The 21,601-nt window shown below is 62.5% G+C and carries 17 protein-coding genes; 9 read left to right on the top strand and 8 right to left on the bottom strand.

The features are described 5' to 3' along the window. The first annotated feature begins 245 nt into the window (after positions 1-245). The 8 genes from ACIPZ8_RS18805 (at position 246) to ACIPZ8_RS18770 (ending at position 11,820) form a co-directional block, all read left to right on the top strand. A complete protein-coding gene (locus ACIPZ8_RS18805; protein WP_400726114.1) occupies positions 246-1,637 on the top strand; it encodes a polynucleotide adenylyltransferase PcnB in 1,392 nt (463 codons plus the stop codon). Beyond that, complete coding sequence (folK, locus tag ACIPZ8_RS18800; RefSeq protein WP_400726111.1) at positions 1,634-2,113, top strand: 2-amino-4-hydroxy-6-hydroxymethyldihydropteridine diphosphokinase; 480 nt, start codon at positions 1,634-1,636, stop codon at positions 2,111-2,113. The genes ACIPZ8_RS18805 and folK overlap by 4 nt, the downstream gene beginning before the upstream one ends. Before the next feature lie 262 nt (positions 2,114-2,375). Further along, entirely contained in the window at positions 2,376-3,176 is an 801-nt protein-coding gene (gene panB / locus ACIPZ8_RS18795) for a 3-methyl-2-oxobutanoate hydroxymethyltransferase (protein ID WP_060509325.1), read from the top strand. Further along, complete coding sequence (gene panC / locus ACIPZ8_RS18790; RefSeq protein WP_400726109.1) at positions 3,173-4,036, top strand: pantoate--beta-alanine ligase; 864 nt, start codon at positions 3,173-3,175, stop codon at positions 4,034-4,036. Before panB ends, panC begins: the two co-directional genes overlap by 4 nt. Before the next feature lie 146 nt (positions 4,037-4,182). Further along, positions 4,183-5,847 carry a glucose-6-phosphate isomerase gene (gene pgi, locus ACIPZ8_RS18785; protein WP_079226483.1) on the top strand — a complete coding sequence of 555 codons (1,665 nt, stop codon included), beginning with the start codon at positions 4,183-4,185 and terminating at the stop codon, positions 5,845-5,847. A gap of 110 nt (positions 5,848-5,957) precedes the next feature. Beyond that, entirely contained in the window at positions 5,958-7,892 is a 1,935-nt protein-coding gene (gene acs, locus ACIPZ8_RS18780; RefSeq protein ID WP_400726106.1) for an acetate--CoA ligase, read from the top strand. Positions 7,893-7,934: 42 nt separating this feature from the next. Beyond that, on the top strand, positions 7,935-8,804 hold the full coding sequence (locus tag ACIPZ8_RS18775) for an oxygenase MpaB family protein (RefSeq protein ID WP_400726103.1): 870 nt from the start codon (positions 7,935-7,937) through the stop codon (positions 8,802-8,804). Between the two features lie 79 nt (positions 8,805-8,883). Continuing rightward, positions 8,884-11,820, top strand: coding sequence for a DUF748 domain-containing protein (locus ACIPZ8_RS18770; protein ID WP_400726100.1), 2,937 nt, complete (start codon positions 8,884-8,886; stop codon positions 11,818-11,820). A gap of 21 nt (positions 11,821-11,841) precedes the next feature. On the opposite strand, the gene ACIPZ8_RS18765 is transcribed toward ACIPZ8_RS18770, so the two are convergent. Next, positions 11,842-12,255 carry a VOC family protein gene (locus ACIPZ8_RS18765; protein ID WP_400726097.1) on the bottom strand — a complete coding sequence of 138 codons (414 nt, stop codon included), beginning with the start codon at positions 12,253-12,255 and terminating at the stop codon, positions 11,842-11,844. A gap of 60 nt (positions 12,256-12,315) precedes the next feature. Between ACIPZ8_RS18765 and ACIPZ8_RS18760 the strand changes: the two genes are divergently transcribed. Further along, the gene (locus ACIPZ8_RS18760) at positions 12,316-12,618 is read left to right on the top strand and encodes a putative quinol monooxygenase (RefSeq protein WP_400726094.1); all 303 of its coding nucleotides are present in this window, start codon (positions 12,316-12,318) and stop codon (positions 12,616-12,618) included. An 80-nt stretch (positions 12,619-12,698) separates the two neighbouring features. Here the strand turns inward: ACIPZ8_RS18760 and ACIPZ8_RS18755 are convergent, their stop codons facing one another. The 7 genes from ACIPZ8_RS18755 to nusA form a co-directional block, all read right to left on the bottom strand. Continuing rightward, positions 12,699-13,049 (bottom strand): BON domain-containing protein, encoded by a 351-nt coding sequence (locus tag ACIPZ8_RS18755; protein ID WP_079226478.1) that lies wholly within the window; start codon positions 13,047-13,049, stop codon positions 12,699-12,701. 263 nt (positions 13,050-13,312) lie between these two features. Further along, the gene (gene pnp, locus ACIPZ8_RS18750) at positions 13,313-15,418 is read right to left on the bottom strand and encodes a polyribonucleotide nucleotidyltransferase (protein WP_400726090.1); all 2,106 of its coding nucleotides are present in this window, start codon (positions 15,416-15,418) and stop codon (positions 13,313-13,315) included. A gap of 249 nt (positions 15,419-15,667) precedes the next feature. Beyond that, positions 15,668-15,937 (bottom strand): 30S ribosomal protein S15, encoded by a 270-nt coding sequence (gene rpsO, locus ACIPZ8_RS18745; protein ID WP_003249971.1) that lies wholly within the window; start codon positions 15,935-15,937, stop codon positions 15,668-15,670. A 149-nt stretch (positions 15,938-16,086) separates the two neighbouring features. Further along, entirely contained in the window at positions 16,087-17,004 is a 918-nt protein-coding gene (gene truB / locus ACIPZ8_RS18740) for a tRNA pseudouridine(55) synthase TruB (RefSeq protein ID WP_110639654.1), read from the bottom strand. Positions 17,005-17,007: 3 nt separating this feature from the next. Further along, positions 17,008-17,406, bottom strand: a complete 399-nt coding sequence (rbfA, locus tag ACIPZ8_RS18735; protein WP_085677211.1) for a 30S ribosome-binding factor RbfA — start codon at positions 17,404-17,406, stop codon at positions 17,008-17,010. A 116-nt stretch (positions 17,407-17,522) separates the two neighbouring features. After that, on the bottom strand, positions 17,523-20,069 hold the full coding sequence (gene infB, locus ACIPZ8_RS18730) for a translation initiation factor IF-2 (protein WP_261941622.1): 2,547 nt from the start codon (positions 20,067-20,069) through the stop codon (positions 17,523-17,525). A gap of 27 nt (positions 20,070-20,096) precedes the next feature. After that, positions 20,097-21,578 (bottom strand): transcription termination factor NusA, encoded by a 1,482-nt coding sequence (gene nusA / locus ACIPZ8_RS18725; protein ID WP_110639657.1) that lies wholly within the window; start codon positions 21,576-21,578, stop codon positions 20,097-20,099. Positions 21,579-21,601 lie beyond the last annotated feature (23 nt).

The following is a 21,601-nucleotide window of genomic DNA, read 5'->3' as shown; positions in this document are numbered from 1 at the left end:
GGGGGTCGTCCACAAGCTTCGAGATTTGTGGACAGGGCACTCAACAAAAACAAGAAGCCCAGTAAAAAAACAATAAGAGCACGCAACGACTTCTTGGGGAGCTTAGGCTCCCCTTGTCGTTTCTCCCCTTCGGCAGGCTCTCCTGCTACCGCCTACACCATTCCCCGAGTAAATGCTAGAATCCCCGCCCATCATGCGGCCATTCTCCTATTCTTGGCCGAACATTCCTTCAAACAGTGCATCCCATGCTGAAGAAGCTGTTCCAGTCGTTCCGCCCACCCGTACCGGGCCAGCACCACCGGCGCACCACGCCTGAGGTGATCAACAAGAGCCAACACTCGCTGCAGCGCCACCAGTTCAGCCGCCACGCGGTGAACATCGTCGAGCGCCTGCAGAGTGCGGGCTACCAGGCATACCTGGTCGGTGGCTGCGTCCGCGACCTGATGCTGGGCATCACGCCCAAGGACTTCGACGTCGCCACCAGCGCCACGCCCGAGCAGGTCCGTGCCGAATTCCGCAACGCGCGCATCATTGGTCGGCGCTTCAAGCTGGTCCACGTGCATTTCGGCCGTGAGATCATCGAAGTCGCCACCTTCCGCGCGCCCCACTCGGAAGACGACCAAGGCGACAGCCACCGTTCGTCGCACAACGCCAGTGGTCGTATCCTGCGTGACAACGTGTACGGCACCTTGGAAGAAGACGCGCAGCGCCGCGACTTCACCATCAACGCCCTGTACTACGATCCGGTCAGCGAGCGCATCCTCGACTACGCCAACGGCGTGCACGACATCCGCAACCGCCTGTTGCGCCTGATCGGCGACCCGACCCACCGCTACCAGGAAGACCCGGTGCGCATGCTGCGTGCCGTGCGTTTCGCTGCCAAGCTCGACTTCGGCATCGAGAAGCACACCTTCCAGCCGATCCGCAAACTGGCCCCGCTGCTGCGCGAGATCCCGCCAGCACGCCTGTTCGAGGAATGCCTCAAGCTGTTCCTCTCCGGCCAGGGTGCCATCGCCTTCGAAATGCTGGTCGACCTTGAACTGTTCGAGCCGCTGTTCCCGGCCAGTGCCCATGCCCTGGACGAGCGCCCGACCTACACCCATGCCCTGATCAGCCAGGCGCTGAACAACACCGACCTGCGCGTCAAGCAAGGCAAGCCGGTCACCCCGGCCTTCCTCTTCGCCGCCCTGCTCTGGCCAGCCTTGCCAGGCCGTGTACTGCACCTGCAGAACCAAGGCGTGCCGCCGATTCCGGCCATGAACGGTGCGGCCCACGACCTGATTGCCGAACAGTGCGCGCGCATTGCCATTCCCAAGCGCTTCACCCTGCCGATCCGCGAAATCTGGGACATGCAGGAACGCCTGCCGCGCCGCAGTGGCAAGCGTGCCGACGTACTGCTCGACAACCCACGCTTCCGTGCCGGTTACGACTTCCTGCTGCTGCGCGAAAGCGCCGGCGAAGAAACCGACGACCTCGGCCAGTGGTGGACCGACTACCAGGATGCCAACGACAGCGAGCGCCGCGAGATGATCCGCGAGCTTGGCAGCCGTGACGAAGGCACCGGTGCCGGCCCGCGCAAACGCAAGCGCAGTGGCAGCAAGCGCAAGCGCAGCGGCGGTGACGAGGCGTTCGAGTGAGCACGCGCGCCTTCATCGGCCTCGGCAGCAATCTGGACGCCCCCGCAGAACAACTGCGCAGCGCCTTGCAGGCGCTCGACCAGATTGCCGACAGCCGCCTGGCGGGCGCTTCGGCGTTGTACACCAGCGACTCGCTGCTACCGGGCCAGCCGCGTTACACCAACGCGGTAGCAGCCCTCGATACCACCCTGGCACCGCTGGACCTGCTCGACGCGCTGCAGGCCATCGAGAACGACCAGGGCCGCGTGCGCCAGGAACGCTGGGGCCCGCGCACCCTCGACCTGGATATCCTGCTGTTCGGTGATCAGGTGATCGACGTGCCACGCCTGCAGGTGCCGCACTACCACATGCATGCACGCCCCTTCGTGCTGTACCCCTTGGCCGAACTGGTAGCGGACGACTTCTGCCTGGCCGATGGCCGCGCCCTCACCCAGCTGCTCGAAGCTTGCCCGTTCGTCGGTCTGGAACGCCTGTAGACCGGGCGTTTGAGACATTCACCAGAACACGGTAACGCCAGTAACACCCTGTTAGTAACATTGCGGTAACAGGGTGATTGACTTCCCCCACCTCGCTCACGACTATAGGCGTCCCGTGTGGCAGCAAAGTGCCGCACACCCGTATTTAGGCCCGGACGGACCTGTGCCCGAACATCACGCGCGATGATGTGCCGCTCCGGAAGATGACTACACGCGTTGTATGCAGTCGTTTTTCACAGCGCCTGAACGAGGATTTTCCTACATGCCTGAAGTAACCCTGACCACCCTGCATGGCCTCAAGGCCAAGGGTGAAAAGATCACCATGCTGACCTGCTACGATGCGACCTTCGCCAAGGCCTGCAGCCAGGCCGGCGTCGACGTGTTGCTGGTGGGCGACTCCCTGGGCATGGTCCTGCAGGGCCATGACAGCACGCTGCCCGTTACCACTGCCGAGATGGCCTACCACACGGCCTGCGTCAAACGCGGCAACGATGGTGCGCTGATCCTCGCCGACCTGCCGTTCATGGCCCACGCCACCCCCGAGCAGGCCTTTGCCAATTGCGCCACGCTGATGCAGGCCGGTGCCCACATGATCAAGCTCGAAGGCGCCGCCTGGCTGGCCGAAACCATCCGCCTGCTGGCCGAGCGTGGCGTGCCGGTGTGTGCGCACATGGGCCTGACCCCGCAAACCGTCAACGTGCTGGGCGGTTACAAAGTCCAGGGCCGCCAGGAAGCGCAAGCGCGGCAGATGCGCGCCGACGCCATTGCCCTTGAGCAAGCCGGCGCGGCGATGCTGCTGCTCGAATGCGTACCGAGCGAACTGGCTGCGGAAATCACCCAGGCGGTGAGCATTCCGGTGATCGGCATCGGTGCCGGTAGCGCCACCGATGGCCAGGTACTGGTCCTGCACGACATGCTCGGCCTGTCGTTGAGCGGCCGGGTACCGAAGTTCGTGAAGAACTTCATGGCAGGCCAGCCCGATATCCAGAGCGCCCTCACCGCCTACGTCAAGGCCGTCAAGGACGTTACCTTCCCCGCTGCCGAACACGGATTCAGCGCATGAACACAGTCAAGACCGTTCGCGAACTGCGTGCCGCCGTCGCCCGTGCACGCGGCGAAGGCAAGCGCATCGGCTTCGTGCCAACCATGGGCAACCTGCACAGCGGCCACGCCGCGCTGGTGACCAAGGCTGCCCAACGTGCCGATTTCGTGGTCGCCAGCATCTTCGTCAACCCACTGCAGTTCGGCGCCAACGAAGACCTCGACAAATACCCGCGCACCCTCGCCGCCGACCAGGAGCGCCTGCTGCAGGCCGGTTGCAACCTGCTGTTCGCGCCCACCGTGGAAGAGATGTACCCCGACGGCATGAGCGTGCAAACCCGCGTCAGCGTGCCCAACCTGTCCGAAGGCCTGTGCGGTGCCAGCCGCCCCGGGCACTTCGAAGGCGTGGCGACCGTTGTCAGCAAGCTGTTCAACATGGTGCAACCGGACCTGGCCGTGTTTGGCGAAAAGGACTACCAGCAACTGGCGGTGATCCGCGCCATGGTGCGCGACCTGAACATGCCGATCCAGATCATCGGAGAGCCGACCGTGCGGGCCGAAGATGGCCTGGCGCTGTCGTCGCGCAACGGTTACCTGACGCCTGAGCAACGGGCCACCGCGCCCGTGGTTTATCGCACGCTGAAGCAGATCGGTAACGCCATCGAGCGCGGCCAGGTCGATTTCGCCGCGCTGGTCGAAGACGGCAAGGCACAGCTGGTGGCTGCCGGGTTGCGCCCCGATTACCTGGAGGTGCGTCACGCGGTGAACCTGCGCCCGGCATCGTTCGGCGACCGTGACCTGGTGATTCTGGTTGCTGCTTACCTGGGTAACACTCGCCTGATCGACAACCTCTATCTGCATCTGGACGAGAAGACCGCTTAGTACCCTGGGGCTGCTTTGCAGCCCCCTCCAAAATCCCCCGCCATACCCATTCCCTGTGCTCGGCCTTTGCCTATAATGATGGCCAGTCTGAACCCGGCAATCACTGCCCTGTCCAAGGCTCACCACGCATCAAGGAATTCCGCGCAATGGCGTATTACCGTACACCCCACGATGTGACGGCCCTGCCTGCCTGGCAGGCTCTCCAGAAACACCGCGACGCCATGCAAGGCTTCAGCATGCGCGAAGCCTTCGCCGCCGATGCCAAACGCTTCGATCAGTTCTCCCTGAGCTGCTGCGGCCTGTTCCTCGACTACTCGAAAAACCTGATCACCGACGAAAGCCGCAACCTGCTGGTGGACCTGGCCGAACAAGTCGGCCTGCAGGATGCGATCAAGTCGATGTTCAGCGGCGAGATCATCAACGCCTCGGAAGGCCGTCCGGTGCTGCACACCGCGCTGCGCCGTCCGGTAGGCGACAAGCTCAGCGTCAACGGCGTCAACGTGATGCCGGAAGTGCACAAGGTACTCAACCAGATCACCGAGCTGGTCGGCCGTATTCATGACGGCCTGTGGCGCGGCTACAGCGAAAAACCGATCACCGATGTGGTCAACATCGGCATCGGTGGCTCGTTCCTCGGCCCCGAGCTGGTCTCCGAAGCCCTGCTACCTTATGCCCAGCGCGGCGTGCGTTGCCACTACCTGGCCAATATCGACGGCAGCGAGTTCCATGAACTGTCGGCCAACCTGCGCGCCGAAACCACGCTGTTCATCGTCTCGTCGAAGTCGTTCAACACCCTCGAGACCCTGAAGAACGCCATGGCCGCGCGCACGTGGTACCTGGCCCAGGGCGGCTCGGAAGCCGAGCTGTATCGCCACTTCATCGCGGTATCCAGCAACAAGGCCGCCGCCGTGGCCTTCGGTATTCGCGAAGAGAACATCTTCCCGATGTGGGACTGGGTAGGCGGGCGCTACTCGCTGTGGTCGGCCATCGGCCTGCCGATTGCCCTGGCCATCGGCACCGCCAACTTCAAGGAGCTGCTGTCCGGTGCCTACACCATGGACCAGCACTTCCAGACCGCGCCGTTCGACAAGAACATGCCAGTGCTGCTGGCCCTGCTGGGCGTCTGGTACGGCAACTTCTGGGGCGCCAACAGCCACGCGATCCTGCCGTACGACCATTACCTGCGCAACATCACCAAGCACCTGCAGCAGCTGGACATGGAGTCCAACGGCAAGAGCGTGCTGCAGGATGGTACCCCGGTGAAGACCGATACCGGCCCGGTGATCTGGGGCGGCGTCGGCTGCAACGGCCAGCATGCCTACCACCAGTTGCTGCACCAGGGCACCCAACTGATCCCGGCCGACTTCATCGTGCCAGTGGTCAGCTTCAACCCGGTGGCCGACCACCATCAGTGGCTGTACGCCAACTGCCTGTCGCAGAGCCAGGCACTGATGCTCGGCAAGACCCGTGAAGAAGCCGAAGCCGAACTGCGTCAGAAGGGCCTGAACGAAGCGGACATCGAAAAGCTCGCGCCGCACAAGGTGATCCCGGGCAACCGCCCGAGCAACACCCTGGTGGTCGAACGCATCAGCCCGCGTCGTCTGGGTGCTCTGGTGGCGATGTACGAACACAAGGTGTTCGTACAAAGCGTGATCTGGGGCATCAACGCCTTCGACCAGTGGGGCGTGGAGCTGGGCAAGGAGCTGGGCAAAGGTGTTTACCAACGCCTTGTCGGCAGCCTCGAAGACAGCGCCGAAGATGGCTCCACCCAGGGCCTTATCAACTACTTCCGCGGCCGTCACCGCGGTTGACCGCCAACCTGTGCCGACCTTGTGGTCGGCACAGGTTGAACGCCCCCTCCAGCTACACTGTCCATCGAATAGCCGTTGCCGTCCCTCCGACAAGAGCAGGACCACCCGCCATGTTCGATATCAAGCAGTATCCCCAGGCCCTGGCCGTCAGCCAGTCCGCCAGCCTCTCCCCCGATGACTATCAGCGCCTCTACCGCCAGTCAGTCGACGACCCCGACACCTTCTGGGCCGAACAGGCCAAACGCCTGGACTGGATCAAACCCTGGTCAAGCGTGCAGCAATGCGACCTGAAGAATGGCAAGGCCCGTTGGTTCGACGGCGGCCAGCTGAACGTCAGCTACAACTGCATCGATCGTCACCTGCCCCAGCGCGGCGAGCAGACCGCCCTGCTGTGGGAAGGCGACGACCCCAAGGATTCCAAGGCGATCACCTACCGCGAACTGCACCGCCAGGTCTGCCGCCTGGCCAATGCCCTGAAGGCTCGCGGCGTGAACAAGGGCGACCGGGTGTGCATCTACATGCCGATGATCCCCGAGGCCGCCTATGCCATGCTCGCCTGCACGCGCATCGGCGCCATCCACTCGGTGGTGTTTGGCGGTTTTTCCCCGGATGCCCTGCGCGACCGCATTCTCGATGCCGACTGTCGCACCGTGATCACCGCCGATGAAGGCGTGCGCGGCGGCAAGCGCATCCCGCTCAAGCAGAACGTCGACAAGGCCCTGGGCAGCTGCCCCGCAGTCAGCAGCGTGTTCGTGGTTCGCCGAACCGGCGGCGATGTCGCGTGGAACGAGGGCCGCGACCTCTGGTATCACGAAGTGACCGAAAAGGCCGGCGACGACTGCCCGCCCGAGCCCATGGACGCCGAAGATCCGCTGTTCATCCTCTACACCTCTGGCAGCACCGGCAAACCCAAAGGCGTGCTGCACACCACCGCTGGCTACCTGCTTCAGGCGACGATGACCTTCAAGGTGGTGTTCGACTACCGCGACGGCGAGGTGTTCTGGTGCACGGCCGACGTCGGCTGGGTCACCGGCCACAGTTACATCGTCTACGGGCCATTGGCCAACGGCGCGATTTCACTGATGTTCGAAGGCGTACCCAATTACCCGGACACCTCGCGCTTCTGGCTGGTGGTGGACAAACACCAGGTGAACATCTTCTACACCGCGCCCACTGCGCTGCGTGCGCTGATGCGCGAGGGTTCGGCACCGCTGCAGAGCACCTCGCGCAAGAGCCTGCGCCTGCTCGGCAGCGTGGGCGAACCGATCAACCCGGAAGCCTGGGAGTGGTACTTCGAAGCCGTCGGGCAGAAGCGTTGCCCCATCGTCGATACCTGGTGGCAGACCGAGACCGGCGGCATCATGCTCACGCCGCTGCCAGGGGCCCAAAGGCTCAAGCCTGGCTGCGCCACCCAGCCGATGTTCGGCGTGCAACCGGCGCTGCTGGACGAAAAAGGCCAGCTGATCGAAGGCCCCGGCGCCGGCCTGCTGGTGATCAAGGCCAGCTGGCCCGGGCAGATTCGTAGTGTCTACGGCGACCACCAGCGCATGGTCGACACCTACTTCAAACCCATGCCCGGCTACTACTTCACCGGTGACGGCGCCCGCCGCGATGCCGATGGCGACTACTGGATCACCGGCCGCATCGATGATGTGATCAACGTCTCCGGCCACCGCATTGGCACCGCCGAGGTGGAAAGCGCGCTGGTGCTGCACGACAGCGTCGCCGAAGCGGCCGTGGTCGGCTACCCGCACGACCTCAAGGGCCAGGGTGTGTATGCCTTCGTTACCCCCATGAATGGCATCACCCCGGACGACACGCTCAAGGCCGAGTTGCTGGCGCTGGTCAGCAAAGAGATCGGCAGCTTCGCCAAGCCGGAGTTGATTCAGTGGGCACCGGCCTTGCCCAAGACCCGCTCGGGCAAGATCATGCGGCGTATACTGCGCAAGATCGCCTGCAACGAACTGGACAACCTTGGCGACACTTCGACCCTGGCTGACCCGAGCGTGGTTCAGGGCCTGATCGACAAACGCCTCAATCAATAGTGGGCGGCCACGTTCCATGGCCGTCCTGAAGCACAGGACGCCATGGAAGCCCTACGCCGACGCATCGAAACCCAGGTCATGAGCCTCACCGGGCTGGCCCTCGGCCAGCTCGACCTCGAATCACCCAAGGGCGACCCCGGCCTGTTTGGCCCGCACAGCATCAGCTGGCGGGTACATGGCGACTTCCCGAGCATGTTGGTCGGCGGCATCAGCGCCCTGATGCTGCAGCTGCTGCACCCGCTGGCCCTGGCCGGGGTGTGGGACCACTCCAACTTCCGCGAAGACCTGCTCGGCCGCCTGCGTCGCACCAGCCAGTTCATCTCCGGCACCACATTCGGCTCCACCCGCGATGCCGAATGGTTGATCGACAAGGTGCGCACCATTCACTTGCAGGTGACCGGTACCGCCCCCGACGGCCGCCCGTATGCCGCCAGCGACCCGGACCTGCTGACCTGGGTGCACGTGGCCGAAGTCAGCAGCTTTCTCGCCGCCCACTTGCGCTACCGTGACGCGCAGCTGTCACGCGCCGACCAGGATGCCTACTACGCAGAAATCGCCCTGATCGCCGAACGCCTTGGGGCGCGCAATGTCCCCCGCTCCGTCCAGCAGATTGAGGATTATCTGCAGCAGATGCGCCCCCAACTGCACTGCAGCGCGCATAGCCTGGAAGTGCTCAGGGTCCTGCTCGAAGCCCCCGCCCCGAGCCGCCTTGCCGTACCGGTCGGCAAGCTGATGCTGCATGCCGGCATCGACCTGCTGCCGGACTGGGCCCAGGCCATGCTCGGCCTGCAACAGGGGCCGCTGCAACAGCGCATGATCCGCCTTGGCCTGCGCCGCACTGCACCGATCCTGCGCTGGGCCATGCGTGACGGTTCGGCGCATCGGGCCAGGCGGCGCATGGGCATCGAGTGACGGGTAAATGGTCGCCTCAGCGGAACCGATTTAACGTGCCATACTCCAAGCATTCCTGCTTAGACAGACGAAGCGACACATGTACAAAGGATTGACTCGCGCCCTGGGCGCCCTGTTGGCTCTCGTGGCCCTCTACAGCCTGCTCGGCTTCCTCATACTCCCTGGTGTCGCCTTGCGTATCGCCAACCAGCAGCTGGCGCAATACGCCACCGTGCCGGCGCACCTGCAACGCATCGAACTCAATCCCTTCAGCCTCGAGCTGACAGTGTGGGGCCTGCAACTCGGCGAGCCCGGCAAGGAGCAGGTCGGCTTTGAACGGCTGTACGCCAACCTGGCACTCGACAGCCTGTGGAAGCGCGCCCTGCACCTGCAGGCGATCGAGCTCGACAAGCCACGCAACGAGGTGCTGTTCGCCAAGGACGGCACGCTCAACCTGACCCAACTGTTCAAGTTGCCGGCCAGCGAACCCAAGCCGGAGCAGCCCCCCAGCGACCCGTTCCCGCTGCGTATCGACAGTATCAAGCTCAGCGGCGGCTACCTGCATTTTCAGGATCAGCGCCCGAGCGAACCGATCGAGTTCATCTACGACGACATGAACCTGGAGCTGAAGAACCTCAGCACCCTGCCAGACGACAACGCCGACATGACCCTGGTGGCGATTGGCCCCAACGGCGGGCGGGTCGACTGGAACGGCACCCTCAGCCTGGCGCCGATCGCCTCGCAAGGCACGCTGAAGGTCACTGACGGCAAGATGAAGCTGTTCTGGCCCTATGTACGCGATGCCGTGCCCCTCGTGCTCGAAGACGGCGTGTTCAACCTCGACACCCACTACAAGCTCAACCTGTCCAAGGAAACCGAGCTGTTGCTGGACAACACCGCAGTCAAGGTGGCGCCGTTCGCCATCAAGGCACCGGATGGCCGGCAGCTGGTGCGCCTGGCCAATCTAGAGGTGAGCGAGACGTCCATCGACCTGGCCAAGCAGCTGGTCACGGTCGGCAAGGTTCGCAGCGAACAACTGGAAACCTGGGCAGCCCTGGAAAAGGACGGCCAACTCGACTGGCAGAAGCTGTTCGCCAGCCAGCCGGCCAAGCCCACGCCGAAAGAAAAGGCCGAACCGGCTGCTGCCGAACCGAGCGCAGAAGAAAAAGCCGCGAAAGCGCCGAGCAAGCCGTGGCAGGTGCTACTCAAGGACGTGCAGCTGCGCAACTATCAGGTCCACCTCGCCGACCGCAGCCGGCAGGAGCCGGTGGCACTGGATGTAGGCCCGTTGAACCTCGACATGCAGGGTTTCGACAGCCTCAACCAGTCGCCCTTCACCCTCAGGCTCGACACCGGCGTGGGTAAACAAGGCAAACTGCAGGCGGCCGGTGAAGTGAACCTGGCGCCGGTCACGGCCAAGCTCGATGTCAGCACCCGTGACATCGACCTGCGTGTCGCCCAGGCCTACATCAGCCCGTTCATTCGCCTGGAGCTGCGCAGCGGCATGCTCGCCAGCGACCTCAAGGTCGACCTCAAGAGCAGCGAGCCGCTGGCCTTCAGCGTCGCCGGCAAGGCGCAGGTCAACCAGCTGCACACCCTGGACACCATCAAGGGTCGAGATTTCGTCAAATGGCAGCAAGTCAACGTCGATGGCCTGTCGTATGTGCACAGGGATGCGCTGTCGATCGACAAGGTGACCCTGCTGCAGCCCTACGCGCGCTTCATCATCAACGAAGACCGCACCACCAGCGTCGACGACCTGCTCATCCCACAACCGGCCGGCGCGCCCGCCAGTAGCCCGGCCAAGCCAGCCAGCGCCCCAGCCGGCAAGCCCTTGGGTATCCATATCGGCCAGATCGACATCAACGATGGCTCGGCCAACTTTGCTGACCTGACCCTGACCCCGAACTTCGCCACCGCCATCCAGCAGCTCAATGGCCAGATTGGCACCATCGACAACCGCAAGCCGGCACCGGCCAAGGTCGACATCAAAGGCAAGGTCGACCGCTATGCCCCAGTCACCATCAAGGGCGCACTCAACCCGTTCAACCCGCTGGCCAGCCTGGATATCGCCACCAGCTTCAAGCGCGTCGAATTGACCACCTTGACGCCCTACTCCGGCAAGTTCGCTGGCTTCCGCATCCGCAAGGGGCGGTTGAACCTCGACCTGCATTACCTGATCACCAACGGCCAGCTCAAGGCCGAAAACAAGGTGGTAGTCGAGCAGCTGCAGTTGGGTGAAAAGGTCGACAGCCCGGATGCGGTGGACCTGCCGATCCGCCTGGCGATTGCGCTGCTCAAGGATACCGAAGGGCGGATATCCATCGAACTGCCGGTTTCCGGCGACCTGAACAACCCGCAATTCAGCGTCATGCCGATCGTCTGGCAGACCCTGCGCAACCTGGTGCTGCGTGCGGCCCAGGCGCCGTTCAAGTTCATCGGCGGGCTGATTGCCGGTGGTGGCTCGGAAGACCTCGGTACGGTGGCGTTTGCCCCTGGCTCCAGCGAACTCAGTGGTGATGCGCAGTCGACGCTGGACAAGCTCGCTTCAGCCCTCAAGGAACGCCCGGAACTGCGCCTGGAGATCGAAGGGACCAGCGCCCAGAGCAGCGACGGCCCCCTGATCGCCCAGCAGCGCCTGGAGCGCGAGTACCAGGCGACCTGGTACAAGATCCTGCAGCGCCGTGGCGACAAGGTACCGGCCAATGCTTCGATGCTGCTGGTCGATGACAGCGACAAGCCAGCGATGCTCGAAGGCATCTACCGCACCCGCCTGAAGCAGCAGCCACCAGCCGAGTGGGAGCAGTTGAGCCGTGACGAGCGCACCGCCAAGCTGCGCGAGGCGGTGATCAAGTCCTGGGCTGAAAGCACTGCATTGCTGCGTACCCTTGGCCAGGAACGGGCCAGCAGCATCAAGGACTACCTGGTCGACAAGGGCAAGCTCGAGGATGATCGGGTGTACTTCATCGATACCAACCTGGGGCAGGCCGAGAGTGATGGGCGGGTGATTACGCCGATGCACCTGGATGCCGAGTGATCAAAAAGCCCGTACGCGCTCCTACACCAGCCGCTGCCCTGACACCGACGGGTGATACAGCGGCTGCACCTTGTTCCCCGCCGGGTCCAGCAGGTGGAAGCTGCGCGCACCATCACCATGGTTGAATGGCCGGTCGAGCAAGGTCACACCCCGCGCCTTGAAGTACTGGTACCAGGCCTCCAGTTCCTCAACGCTGTCCACGATGAACCCGTAATGGTCCAGGGTCTGCAACCCATTGGCCGCCCCTGCCCCACGCCCCAGCGACAGGTTGTCGTTACCGCAGGTCAGATAGACCAGGTCTTCGTTGGCCCGGTTGAGCACTTCCATGCCCATGACATCGACATAGAAACGCTCGCACTCCTCCAGGTTGGGCACCAGCAGGGCGATGTGGCGCAAACCATTCAGGCGACCGGGACGAGCAGGTAATTCGGACATTGGCGCGACTCCATTTTTGTATACAATTCAGATTAGAATTTAAAACAAAAGGACCGCCCTGTGTATAGCCTGTTTATCAAGACCCGCGTCAAACCCGGCTGCGCCGAGGATTTTCTCACCGCCATCAAGCTCAATGCCGCTGCCTCCGTCGCCACCGAGCCAGGCTGCCTGGTGTTCGACGTGTCGCAGGACCGGATCGACCCGGACGTCATCTACCTGTACGAGATCTATCGTGACGATGATGCCTATGAAGCGCACACCCAGACTGCCCATTTTCGCGACAGCCGTCCGCTGGTCGAACCGCTGATCGTCGAACAGGAATGCTTCGAGAGCGATGTAATCGCCCGTAATCCAGTGTATTGAGCGCCCATGAAAAAGCCCCGGCGCAGGCCGGGGCTGTTTCGCTGAAGGTGGCCAAGTCCGTTTGGCCGACGGGACATTCCTTATTCGGCTTTGAGACCATCCGCGGAAACGGCCTTCACGCCTTTGATCTTCTTGGTGATATCAACCGCCATTTTTTTCTGCGATTCGGTAATGGCAGTGGTCGACGACAGGGATACGACACCTTTGTTGGTCTCGACCTTGATGTCGCTGCCTGGAATGCCCTTCTCGGTCATGAGGTCCGATTTCACCTTGGTCGTGATCCAGGTGTCCGAGGTTGCTTCCTTGGCTTTGGTCACCTCACCGGCCGCGATCGTCATGGGGGCCTGGGTGGACTGCTGGGCGAACGCCGCGTTAGCCATGGTCAGGGTCAGAGCGGTAGCAGTAGCGGCAGCAATGGCGAACTTCTTCATGTGGGTCACTCCTGTTTTTCGAAAGGTCTGCGCCGTAAGTCCTGGCGACAGGGTAAGAGTGTAGTTGCATGCGCTGTGCCAGCTTTTCCGCCTCGCTTGTTTCCTTATAAATCAATCACTTAGCCAGATAATTGATAAACGGCTGTCGTGCATTTTGCAATCAGGCGGGAAAACCTGCATGCAAGATGCAAGTACGCAAAAGGTTCCCGTGGCCCATAAAAAAAGGGCCCCGAAGGGCCCTTTTCCTGATGCGAGTCAGTCGCTTAGACGCCCGAAGCCTTGGCAGCGGCAACGTCTTTGATCGACAGCTTGATACGGCCGCGGTTGTCCACGTCCAGTACCAGCACTTCGACTTCCTGACCTTCTTTCAGTACGTCGGTCACCTTCTCTACGCGAGCGTCGCTCAGCATCGAGATGTGAACCAGGCCGTCCTTGCCAGGCAGGATGTTGACGAAGGCGCCGAAGTCGACGATGCGCTCGACCTTGCCGACGTAGATCTTGCCGATCTCGGCCTCGGCGGTGATACCCAGGATGCGCTGCTTGGCAGCGTCTGCAGCTTCCTTGGTCTCGCCGAAGATCTTGATCGAGCCGTCGTCTTCGATATCGATCGAAGCCTTGGTCTCTTCGCAGATGGCGCGAATGGTAGCGCCGCCTTTGCCGATGACGTCACGGATCTTGTCGGTGTCGATCTTCATCGCGATCATGGTCGGGGCGTTGGCCGACAGCTCGGTACGCGACTCGCCGATGATCTGGTTCATCTGGCCGAGGATGTTCAGGCGCGCTTCCAGGGCCTGGCCCAGGGCGATTTCCATGATCTCTTCGGTGATGCCGTTGATCTTGATGTCCATCTGCAGTGCGGTAACACCTTTGGCGGTACCCGCAACCTTGAAGTCCATATCGCCGAGGTGGTCTTCGTCACCGAGGATGTCGGTCAGGACTGCGAACTTCTCGCCTTCCTTGACCAGGCCCATGGCGATACCGGCAACTGGCGCCTTCATCGGTACGCCAGCGTCCATCAGTGCCAGCGAAGCACCGCAGACCGAAGCCATGGAGCTGGAGCCGTTGGATTCGGTGATTTCCGAAACCACGCGGATGGTGTACGGGAACACGTCAGCGGCTGGCAGCATGGCCTGAACCGAACGACGGGCCAGACGGCCGTGGCCGATTTCGCGGCGGCCGGCCCCCCCCATGCGACCACACTCGCCCACCGAGAACGGCGGGAAGTTGTAGTGCAGCATGAACGGATCTTTCTTCTCGCCTTCGAGGGTGTCCAGCAGCTGGGCGTCGCGCGCAGTACCCAGGGTCGCAACGACCAGGGCCTGGGTTTCGCCACGGGTGAACAGCGCAGAACCGTGGGTCTTCGGCAGCACACCGACTTCGATGTTCAGCGGGCGCACGGTCTTGGTGTCGCGGCCATCGATACGTGGCTTGCCGTTGACGATGTTTTCGCGAACGGTGCGGTATTCGATTTCGCCGAAGATGTCTTTGACTTCGCCAGCCGAAGGTTGGCCTTCTTCACCGGAGAATTTGGCAACGGCCTGATCGCGCAGCTCGCCCAGGCGTGCGTAGCGGTCGGCCTTGACGGTGATGGTGTAACCCTGGGAAACGGCTTCGCCGAACTCGGCGCGGATGGCGTTGAACAGTTCGGTGTTGGCAACGGCCGGTTTCCAGTCCCAGGTCGGCTTGCCCGCTTCGGCGGCCAACTCTTTGACAGCCTGGATAACAGCCTGGAACTCGTCGTGGGCGAACAGTACGGCGCCCAGCATCTGGTCTTCGGTCAGCTCTTGGGCTTCCGATTCAACCATCAGCACGGCATCGGAAGTACCGGCAACGACCATGTCCAGGCTCGAGGCAGCCAGTTGCTCGTAGGTCGGGTTCAGCAGGTAGCCGGTGCTTTCGTGGAAGGCAACGCGGGCAGCGCCGATCGGGCCTTCGAACGGAATGCCGGAGATCGCCAGGGCAGCCGAGGTACCGATCATCGCTGCGATGTCCGGATCGGTCTTCTTGCTGGTGGAAACCACGGTGCAGACAACCTGCACTTCGTTCATGAAACCTTCTGGGAACAGCGGGCGGATCGGACGGTCGATCAGGCGCGAGGTCAGCGTCTCTTTCTCGGAAGGACGGCCTTCACGCTTGAAGAAGCCACCCGGGATCTTGCCGGCGGCGTAGGTCTTTTCCTGGTAGTGGACCGACAGCGGGAAGAAACCCTTGCCTGGATCGGCCTGCTTGGCACCGACCACGGTGACCAGTACGGTGACGTCGTTGTCGACGGTCACCAGCACGGCGCCGGTTGCCTGACGGGCGATACGGCCCGTTTCGAGAGTAACGGTCGATTGACCGAACTGGAATTTCTTGATTACCGGGTTCACGGTTTCCTACCTTTTTCAATGGCTCTGGGGGAACTGGTTTCTTGCGAATTCTTGGGCAGAACGGGGAATCGGCCCCATTGACCGTCCAGATACAACACGAGGTTGGGAGCCTGGCTGCTGCGCGGTAAACCGCTCAGCAAAACCAGGCTGCCAACCTCGGAGATACGCGTGGCGTGTCCGACGGCGATGCTGCAAAGCAGCATAGCCGAAGCCTGCGACACGCCATGCACACCACTGACCAGGCCGCTATTAGCGACGCAGGCCCAGGCGACCGATCAGGGCGCTGTAACGAGTGGTGTCTTTGCCCTTCAGGTAGTCCAGCAGCTTACGACGCTGGTTGACCATACGGATCAGACCACGACGGGAGTGGTGGTCTTTATCGTTGGCCTTGAAGTGGCCTTGCAGCTTGTTGATGTTGGCGGTCAGCAGAGCAACCTGCACTTCCGGGCTACCGGTATCGCCGGCGGCTTGCTGGTATTCGGCAACGATCTGAGCTTTTTCTTCAACGCTGAGGGCCATGAGGCTTCTCCAAATTAAACGGATCCCGCAAACGGGGTCCAATAGGCCAGGGACAAAACCCTGTATTAATAAAATGAGCTGTGACCGTGCCTACTGACAGCCACCCTCGGTCCACCGGTTTCAGCCAAAGCCTCGGCCGGTGGTTTCGGTCATTCCGACCGAATCAGTCGACGCGGCGCAATGCGCCCGTCTTCGCTCACTTCACCGATACCGATGAAGCGGCCATTGTGATCCTGTACGCGGACCATGCCGAACTGCGGTGCATCCGGCGCACGCACTGCCTGGCCATGCAGCCAGTAGAAAGCGCTGTGCTCGGACAGGCACACCAGTGGCCAGTCCTGCAGCCCGCTGTCGGACGGCATCAGGAAGCGATCGAGCGCTTCGTTGCCACCTTCGGCATGGGCCTGCTCGAGTTCCTCGAGGGTTACCGTCTGGGCCAGGGCGAAAGGCCCGGCCTGGGTCCGGCGCAGCTCGGCGACATAAGCACCGCAGCCGAGGGCCTCGCCGATATCCTCCACCAGGGTGCGGATATAGGTGCCTTTGCTGCAGCCAACCGACAACCGTGCACGGGTGCCTTCGCACTCGAGCAACTCCAAGCGGCCAATAGTAACAGAACGCGCCTCGCGCTCCACTACCTCTCCTGCACGCGCCAGTTTGTATAGCGGCTGGCCATCGCGCTTGAGCGCCGAGTACATCGGCGGTACTTGAAGGATTTCACCGCGAAAACGCGGGATCACGGCTTCGATATCGGCGCGACCAACGGTCACCTCGCGGGTCTGCAGGACTTCGCCTTCAGCGTCCGCGGTGGTGGTAGTCTGCCCCATCTGCATGACCGTTTCGTAGCCCTTGTCGGAGTCGAGCAGGTACTGCGAAAACTTGGTCGCCTCACCAAAGCACAGCGGCAGCACGCCGGTGGCCAGCGGGTCGAGGCTGCCGGTGTGACCGGCCTTCTCGGCATTGAGCAGCCAGCGCACCTTCTGCAGCGCAGCGTTGGAGGTGAAGCCCAGCGGCTTGTCGAGCAGGATGATGCCGCTGACGTTGCGGCGGATACGTTTGACCTGGGCCACCGCTTACTCCTTGGCGTCCGGCTCGTCGGCATCCTTGTGCAGGCGGTCTTCGGCCACTGCACGTTCGATCAGCGCCGACAGGTGGACACCGCGGCTGACACTTTCATCGAAGTGGAAGTGCAACTGCGGCACGCTACGCAGCTGCATCGAGCGGCCCAGGTGCAGGCGCAGGAAGCTGGCGGCGCTGTTCAGGGCCTTGAGCGACTGCTGCACGGCGTCTGGCGTTTCTTCGCCCATGACGGTGATGAAGACCTTGGCATGGCCCAGGTCACGGCTGACATCCACAGCGGTGATGGTCACCAGACCGACGCGTGGGTCCTTGACTTCACGGCGGATCAGCTCGGCCAGCTCGCGCTGCATCTGATCACCGATACGTTGGGTACGGCTGTATTCTTTGGCCATTCTTGCTACCTGTAACTTAAAGCGGCAAACGCCCGGTGAGGCTGAAGCCTGACCGGGCGCTACCTACTGAGGCGCTGCCCACCGCCCTGCGGCGGGGGCTGGCGCCCTGCTCACCCTTAAAGGGTACGAGCAACCTGGACTTTCTCGAAGACTTCGATCTTGTCGCCGACCTTGACGTCGTTGTAGCTCTTGACGCCAATACCGCACTCCATGCCCGAACGCACTTCGGAAGCGTCGTCCTTGAAGCGACGCAGCGATTCCAGCTCGCCTTCGAAGATCACAACGTCTTCGCGCAGTACGCGGATCGGACGGTTGCGGTACACGGTACCTTCGATGACCATACAGCCAGCGATGGCGCCGAACTTCGGCGAACGGAACACGTCACGGACTTCTGCAACGCCCAGGATGTTCTCGCGAACATCGCTGCCGAGCATGCCGGTCAGGGCTTTCTTGACGTCTTCGATGATGTCGTAGATCACGTTGTAGTAACGCATATCCAGACCTTCCTGCTCGACGATCTTGCGCGCGCCGGCATCGGCACGCACGTTGAAGCCGAACAGTACTGCATTCGAAGCCAGCGCCAGGTTGGCGTCGCTTTCGGTGATACCACCAACGCCGCCACCGATCACGCGCACCTGAACTTCGTCGTTGCCCAGACCACCCAGCGAGCCCTGCAGTGCTTCCAGGGAACCACGCACGTCGGTCTTGAGGACGATGTTGAGGGTCTTCTTCTCTTCCTGACCCATGGTCTCGAAGATGTTTTCCAGCTTGCCGGCGTGAGCACGGGCCAGCTTGACCTCGCGGTACTTGCCTTGACGGAACAGGGCAACTTCGCGGGCCTTCTTCTCGTCGGCAACCACGGACAGCTCGTCACCGGCTTCCGGAGTACCGTCCAGGCCGAGAATCTCGACCGGGATCGACGGGCCGGCTTCCTTCACAGGCTTGCCGTTCTCGTCGAGCATGGCACGCACGCGGCCATAGTTGGAACCGCACAGGACCATGTCGCCCTGACGCAGGGTACCGTCCTGAACCAGGATGGTCGCCACCGGGCCACGGCCCTTGTCCAGGCGCGATTCGACCACGACGCCACGACCTGGAGCGGTCGGGGTGGCGGTCAGCTCGAGGATCTCGGCCTGCAGCAGGACGGCTTCGAGCAGTTCGTCGACACCGGTACCCATTTTCGCCGAAACCTTGACGAACGGAGTGTCACCACCCCAGTCCTCGGAGGTCACGCCTTCGACGGCCAGTTCGTTGCGGATGCGATCGAGGTCGGCACCCGGCTTGTCGATCTTGTTCACTGCAACCACCAGCGGAACGCCAGCTGCCTTGGCATGCTGAACGGCTTCGCGGGTCTGCGGCATCACGCCGTCGTCCGCCGCCACCACCAGGATGACGATGTCGGTGGCCTTGGCACCACGGGCACGCATCGCGGTGAACGCGGCGTGGCCTGGGGTATCGAGGAAGGTGACCATGCCGCGGTCGGTTTCCACGTGGTAGGCACCGATGTGCTGGGTAATACCACCGGCTTCGCCAGCAGCAACCTTGGCACGACGGATGTAGTCGAGCAGCGAGGTCTTACCGTGGTCAACGTGACCCATGACGGTAACGACCGGCGCACGCGACTCGGTCTGACCTTCGAACTTCAGCGATTCGGCCAGGGAATCTTCCAGGGCGGTATCGCTGACCAGGGTGACCTTGTGGCCCAGCTCTTCTGCGATCAGCTGAGCGGTTTCCTGGTCGAGCACCTGGTTGATGGTAACCGGGGTACCCAGCTTGAACATGAACTTGACCACTTCGGCGCCCTTGACGGACATCTGGTTGGCAAGTTCCGAGACGGTGATGGTCTCGCCGATGGTCACGTCACGAATGACGGGGCCGGTCGGGTTCTGGAAGCCGTGCTGGTTACGCTTCTTCAGCTTGCTCTTGCCACCACGGCCACGACGAGCGCCATCGCTCTCTTCGTCGGTGGTACGCGGTGCGGCACGAGGCGTCGGAGCCTTTTCCTTCTCCTTGACCTTGACCTTGATCGACACGCGCGGCGCTTCGCCACGACGCTCGCCACCGCGACGGTCTTCGTCACGGGTGCGGCCTTCGTTGCGACGGGCTTCGTCCTTCTTGCGCTCGGCAGCACGGGCTGCGGCGTCTTCGGACGCAGGTACGTCGGCGACTACCGGGGCCGGAGCGGCGGCAGGTGCCGGCTCGGCCTTGGCAGCAGGTGCCGGGGCTGGCGCTGCGGCAGCGGCGTCGGCCGCCTGACGGCGAGCCTGCTCTTCGTTGCGCTGGCGAACTTCGGCCTCGACCTTGTCGCGAGCGGCATTTTCAGCCGCGCGGCGCTCATCCAGCTCACGCTTCTGCTCAGCCTGGATTTCTTCAGGGCTGCGCTGCACGAAAACTTTCTTCTTGCGTACTTCTACGCTGATGCTCTTGCTACCGGCGACACGCAGGGTGCTGGTGGTCTTGCGCTGCAAGGTAATCTTGCGCGGCTCTTCCGCCTTGCTCTTGTGGCTGCTCTTCAAATGGGTCAGCAGAGTCTGCTTCTCATTGTCGGTCACTACCTGACCGGCGTCGGTGTGCGGCAGACCTGCCTCACGCATCTGCTGCAGCAGGCGCTCTACCGGTGCCTCGACCTCTTGGGCCAGTTCTTTCACCGTGACTTGCGTCATGCACTTCTCTCCTCAGGCCGCGCCTAATTACTCGAACCAGTGGGCTCGGGCGGCCATGATCAACTTGCCGGCACGCTCTTCGTCGATGCCGTCGATGTCGAGCAGGTCGTCAATCGACTGCTCGGCCAGGTCTTCGCGGTTAACCACGCCGCGCACCGCCAGTTCCGCTGCCAGGTCCTTGTCCATACCCTCGAGGGAGAGCAGGTCGTCGGACGGATGGGCGTCTGCCAGTTTTTCTTCGGTAGCGATGGCCTTGGTCAACAAACGGTCCTTGGCACGAGCGCGCAGCTCATTGACGATATCTTCGTCAAAGCCATCGATGTTGAGCATTTCTTCCAACGGTACGTAGGCAATTTCTTCGAGGCTGGTGAAGCCTTCGTCGACCAGCACTTGGGCCAGCTCCTCGTCGACTTCCAGCTCTTCGATGAAGTTGCGCAGGATGTCGCCGGTTTCAGCCTGTTGCTTGGCCTGGATGTCCTTCTCGGTCATCACGTTCAGGGTCCAGCCGGTCAGCTGACTGGCCAGGCGAACGTTCTGACCACCACGGCCAATGGCTTGCGCCAGGTTGTCTTCGGCAACGGCAATGTCCATTGCATGGGCATCTTCATCAACGATGATCGCCGCGACTTCAGCCGGCGACATGGCGTTGATGACGAATTGCGCCGGGTTCTCGTCCCACAGGACGATATCCACACGCTCACCACCCAGCTCGCCGGATACGGCCTGGACGCGCGAACCGCGCATGCCGATGCAGGCACCTTGCGGGTCGATGCGCTTGTCCTTGGAGCGGACGGCGATCTTGGCACGCGACCCCGGATCACGGGAGGCAGCCATGACTTCGATGAGGCCTTCGGCGATTTCCGGCACTTCGATGCGGAACAGCTCGATCAGCATCTGTGGCGCGGTGCGCGACAGGATCAGCTGCGGGCCGCGGTTCTCGGTGCGGATTTCCTTGAGCAGCGCGCGCAGGCGCACGCCAACACGGAAGGTCTCACGTGGAATGATGTCTTCGCGGGCCAGCAGCGCCTCGGCGTTGTTGCCCAGGTCGACGATGACGTTGTCGCGGGTGACCTTCTTGACGGTGCCGGAGATGATCTCGTTGACCCGCTCGCGGTAGGCGTCGACCACCTGGGCGCGTTCGGCTTCACGGACCTTCTGCACGATGACCTGCTTGGCGGTCTGCGCGGCGATACGGCCGAATTCGATGGACTCGATCTTTTCTTCGATCACGTCACCGACTTTCGCTTCCGGGTGAGTGTCCTTGATCTTGTCCAGCCAGGTTTCGATCGCCGGGTCGTCCAGGTCGTTCTCGTCGACCACGGTCCAGCGACGGAAAGTCTCGTAGCTACCGGTGTGGCGGTTGATTTCCACACGCAGGTCGACTTCGTCCTCAAAACGTTTTTTGGTTGCAGTAGCCAGGGCCACTTCCAGCGCTTCGAAAATGACGCCGGGCGGTACACCTTTTTCGTTGGATACCGATTCAACAACCAGCAGTACTTCTTTGCTCATCGTACGCCTCGCCTTGCGCAAGC

The sequence above is a fragment of the Pseudomonas sp. NPDC089422 genome (genome assembly GCF_044749405.1).
Lineage (GTDB): Bacteria > Pseudomonadota > Gammaproteobacteria > Pseudomonadales > Pseudomonadaceae > Aquipseudomonas.
The sequence above is the reverse complement of the archived record's forward strand: the minus strand, read 5'-3'. Positions and strand labels throughout refer to the sequence as shown.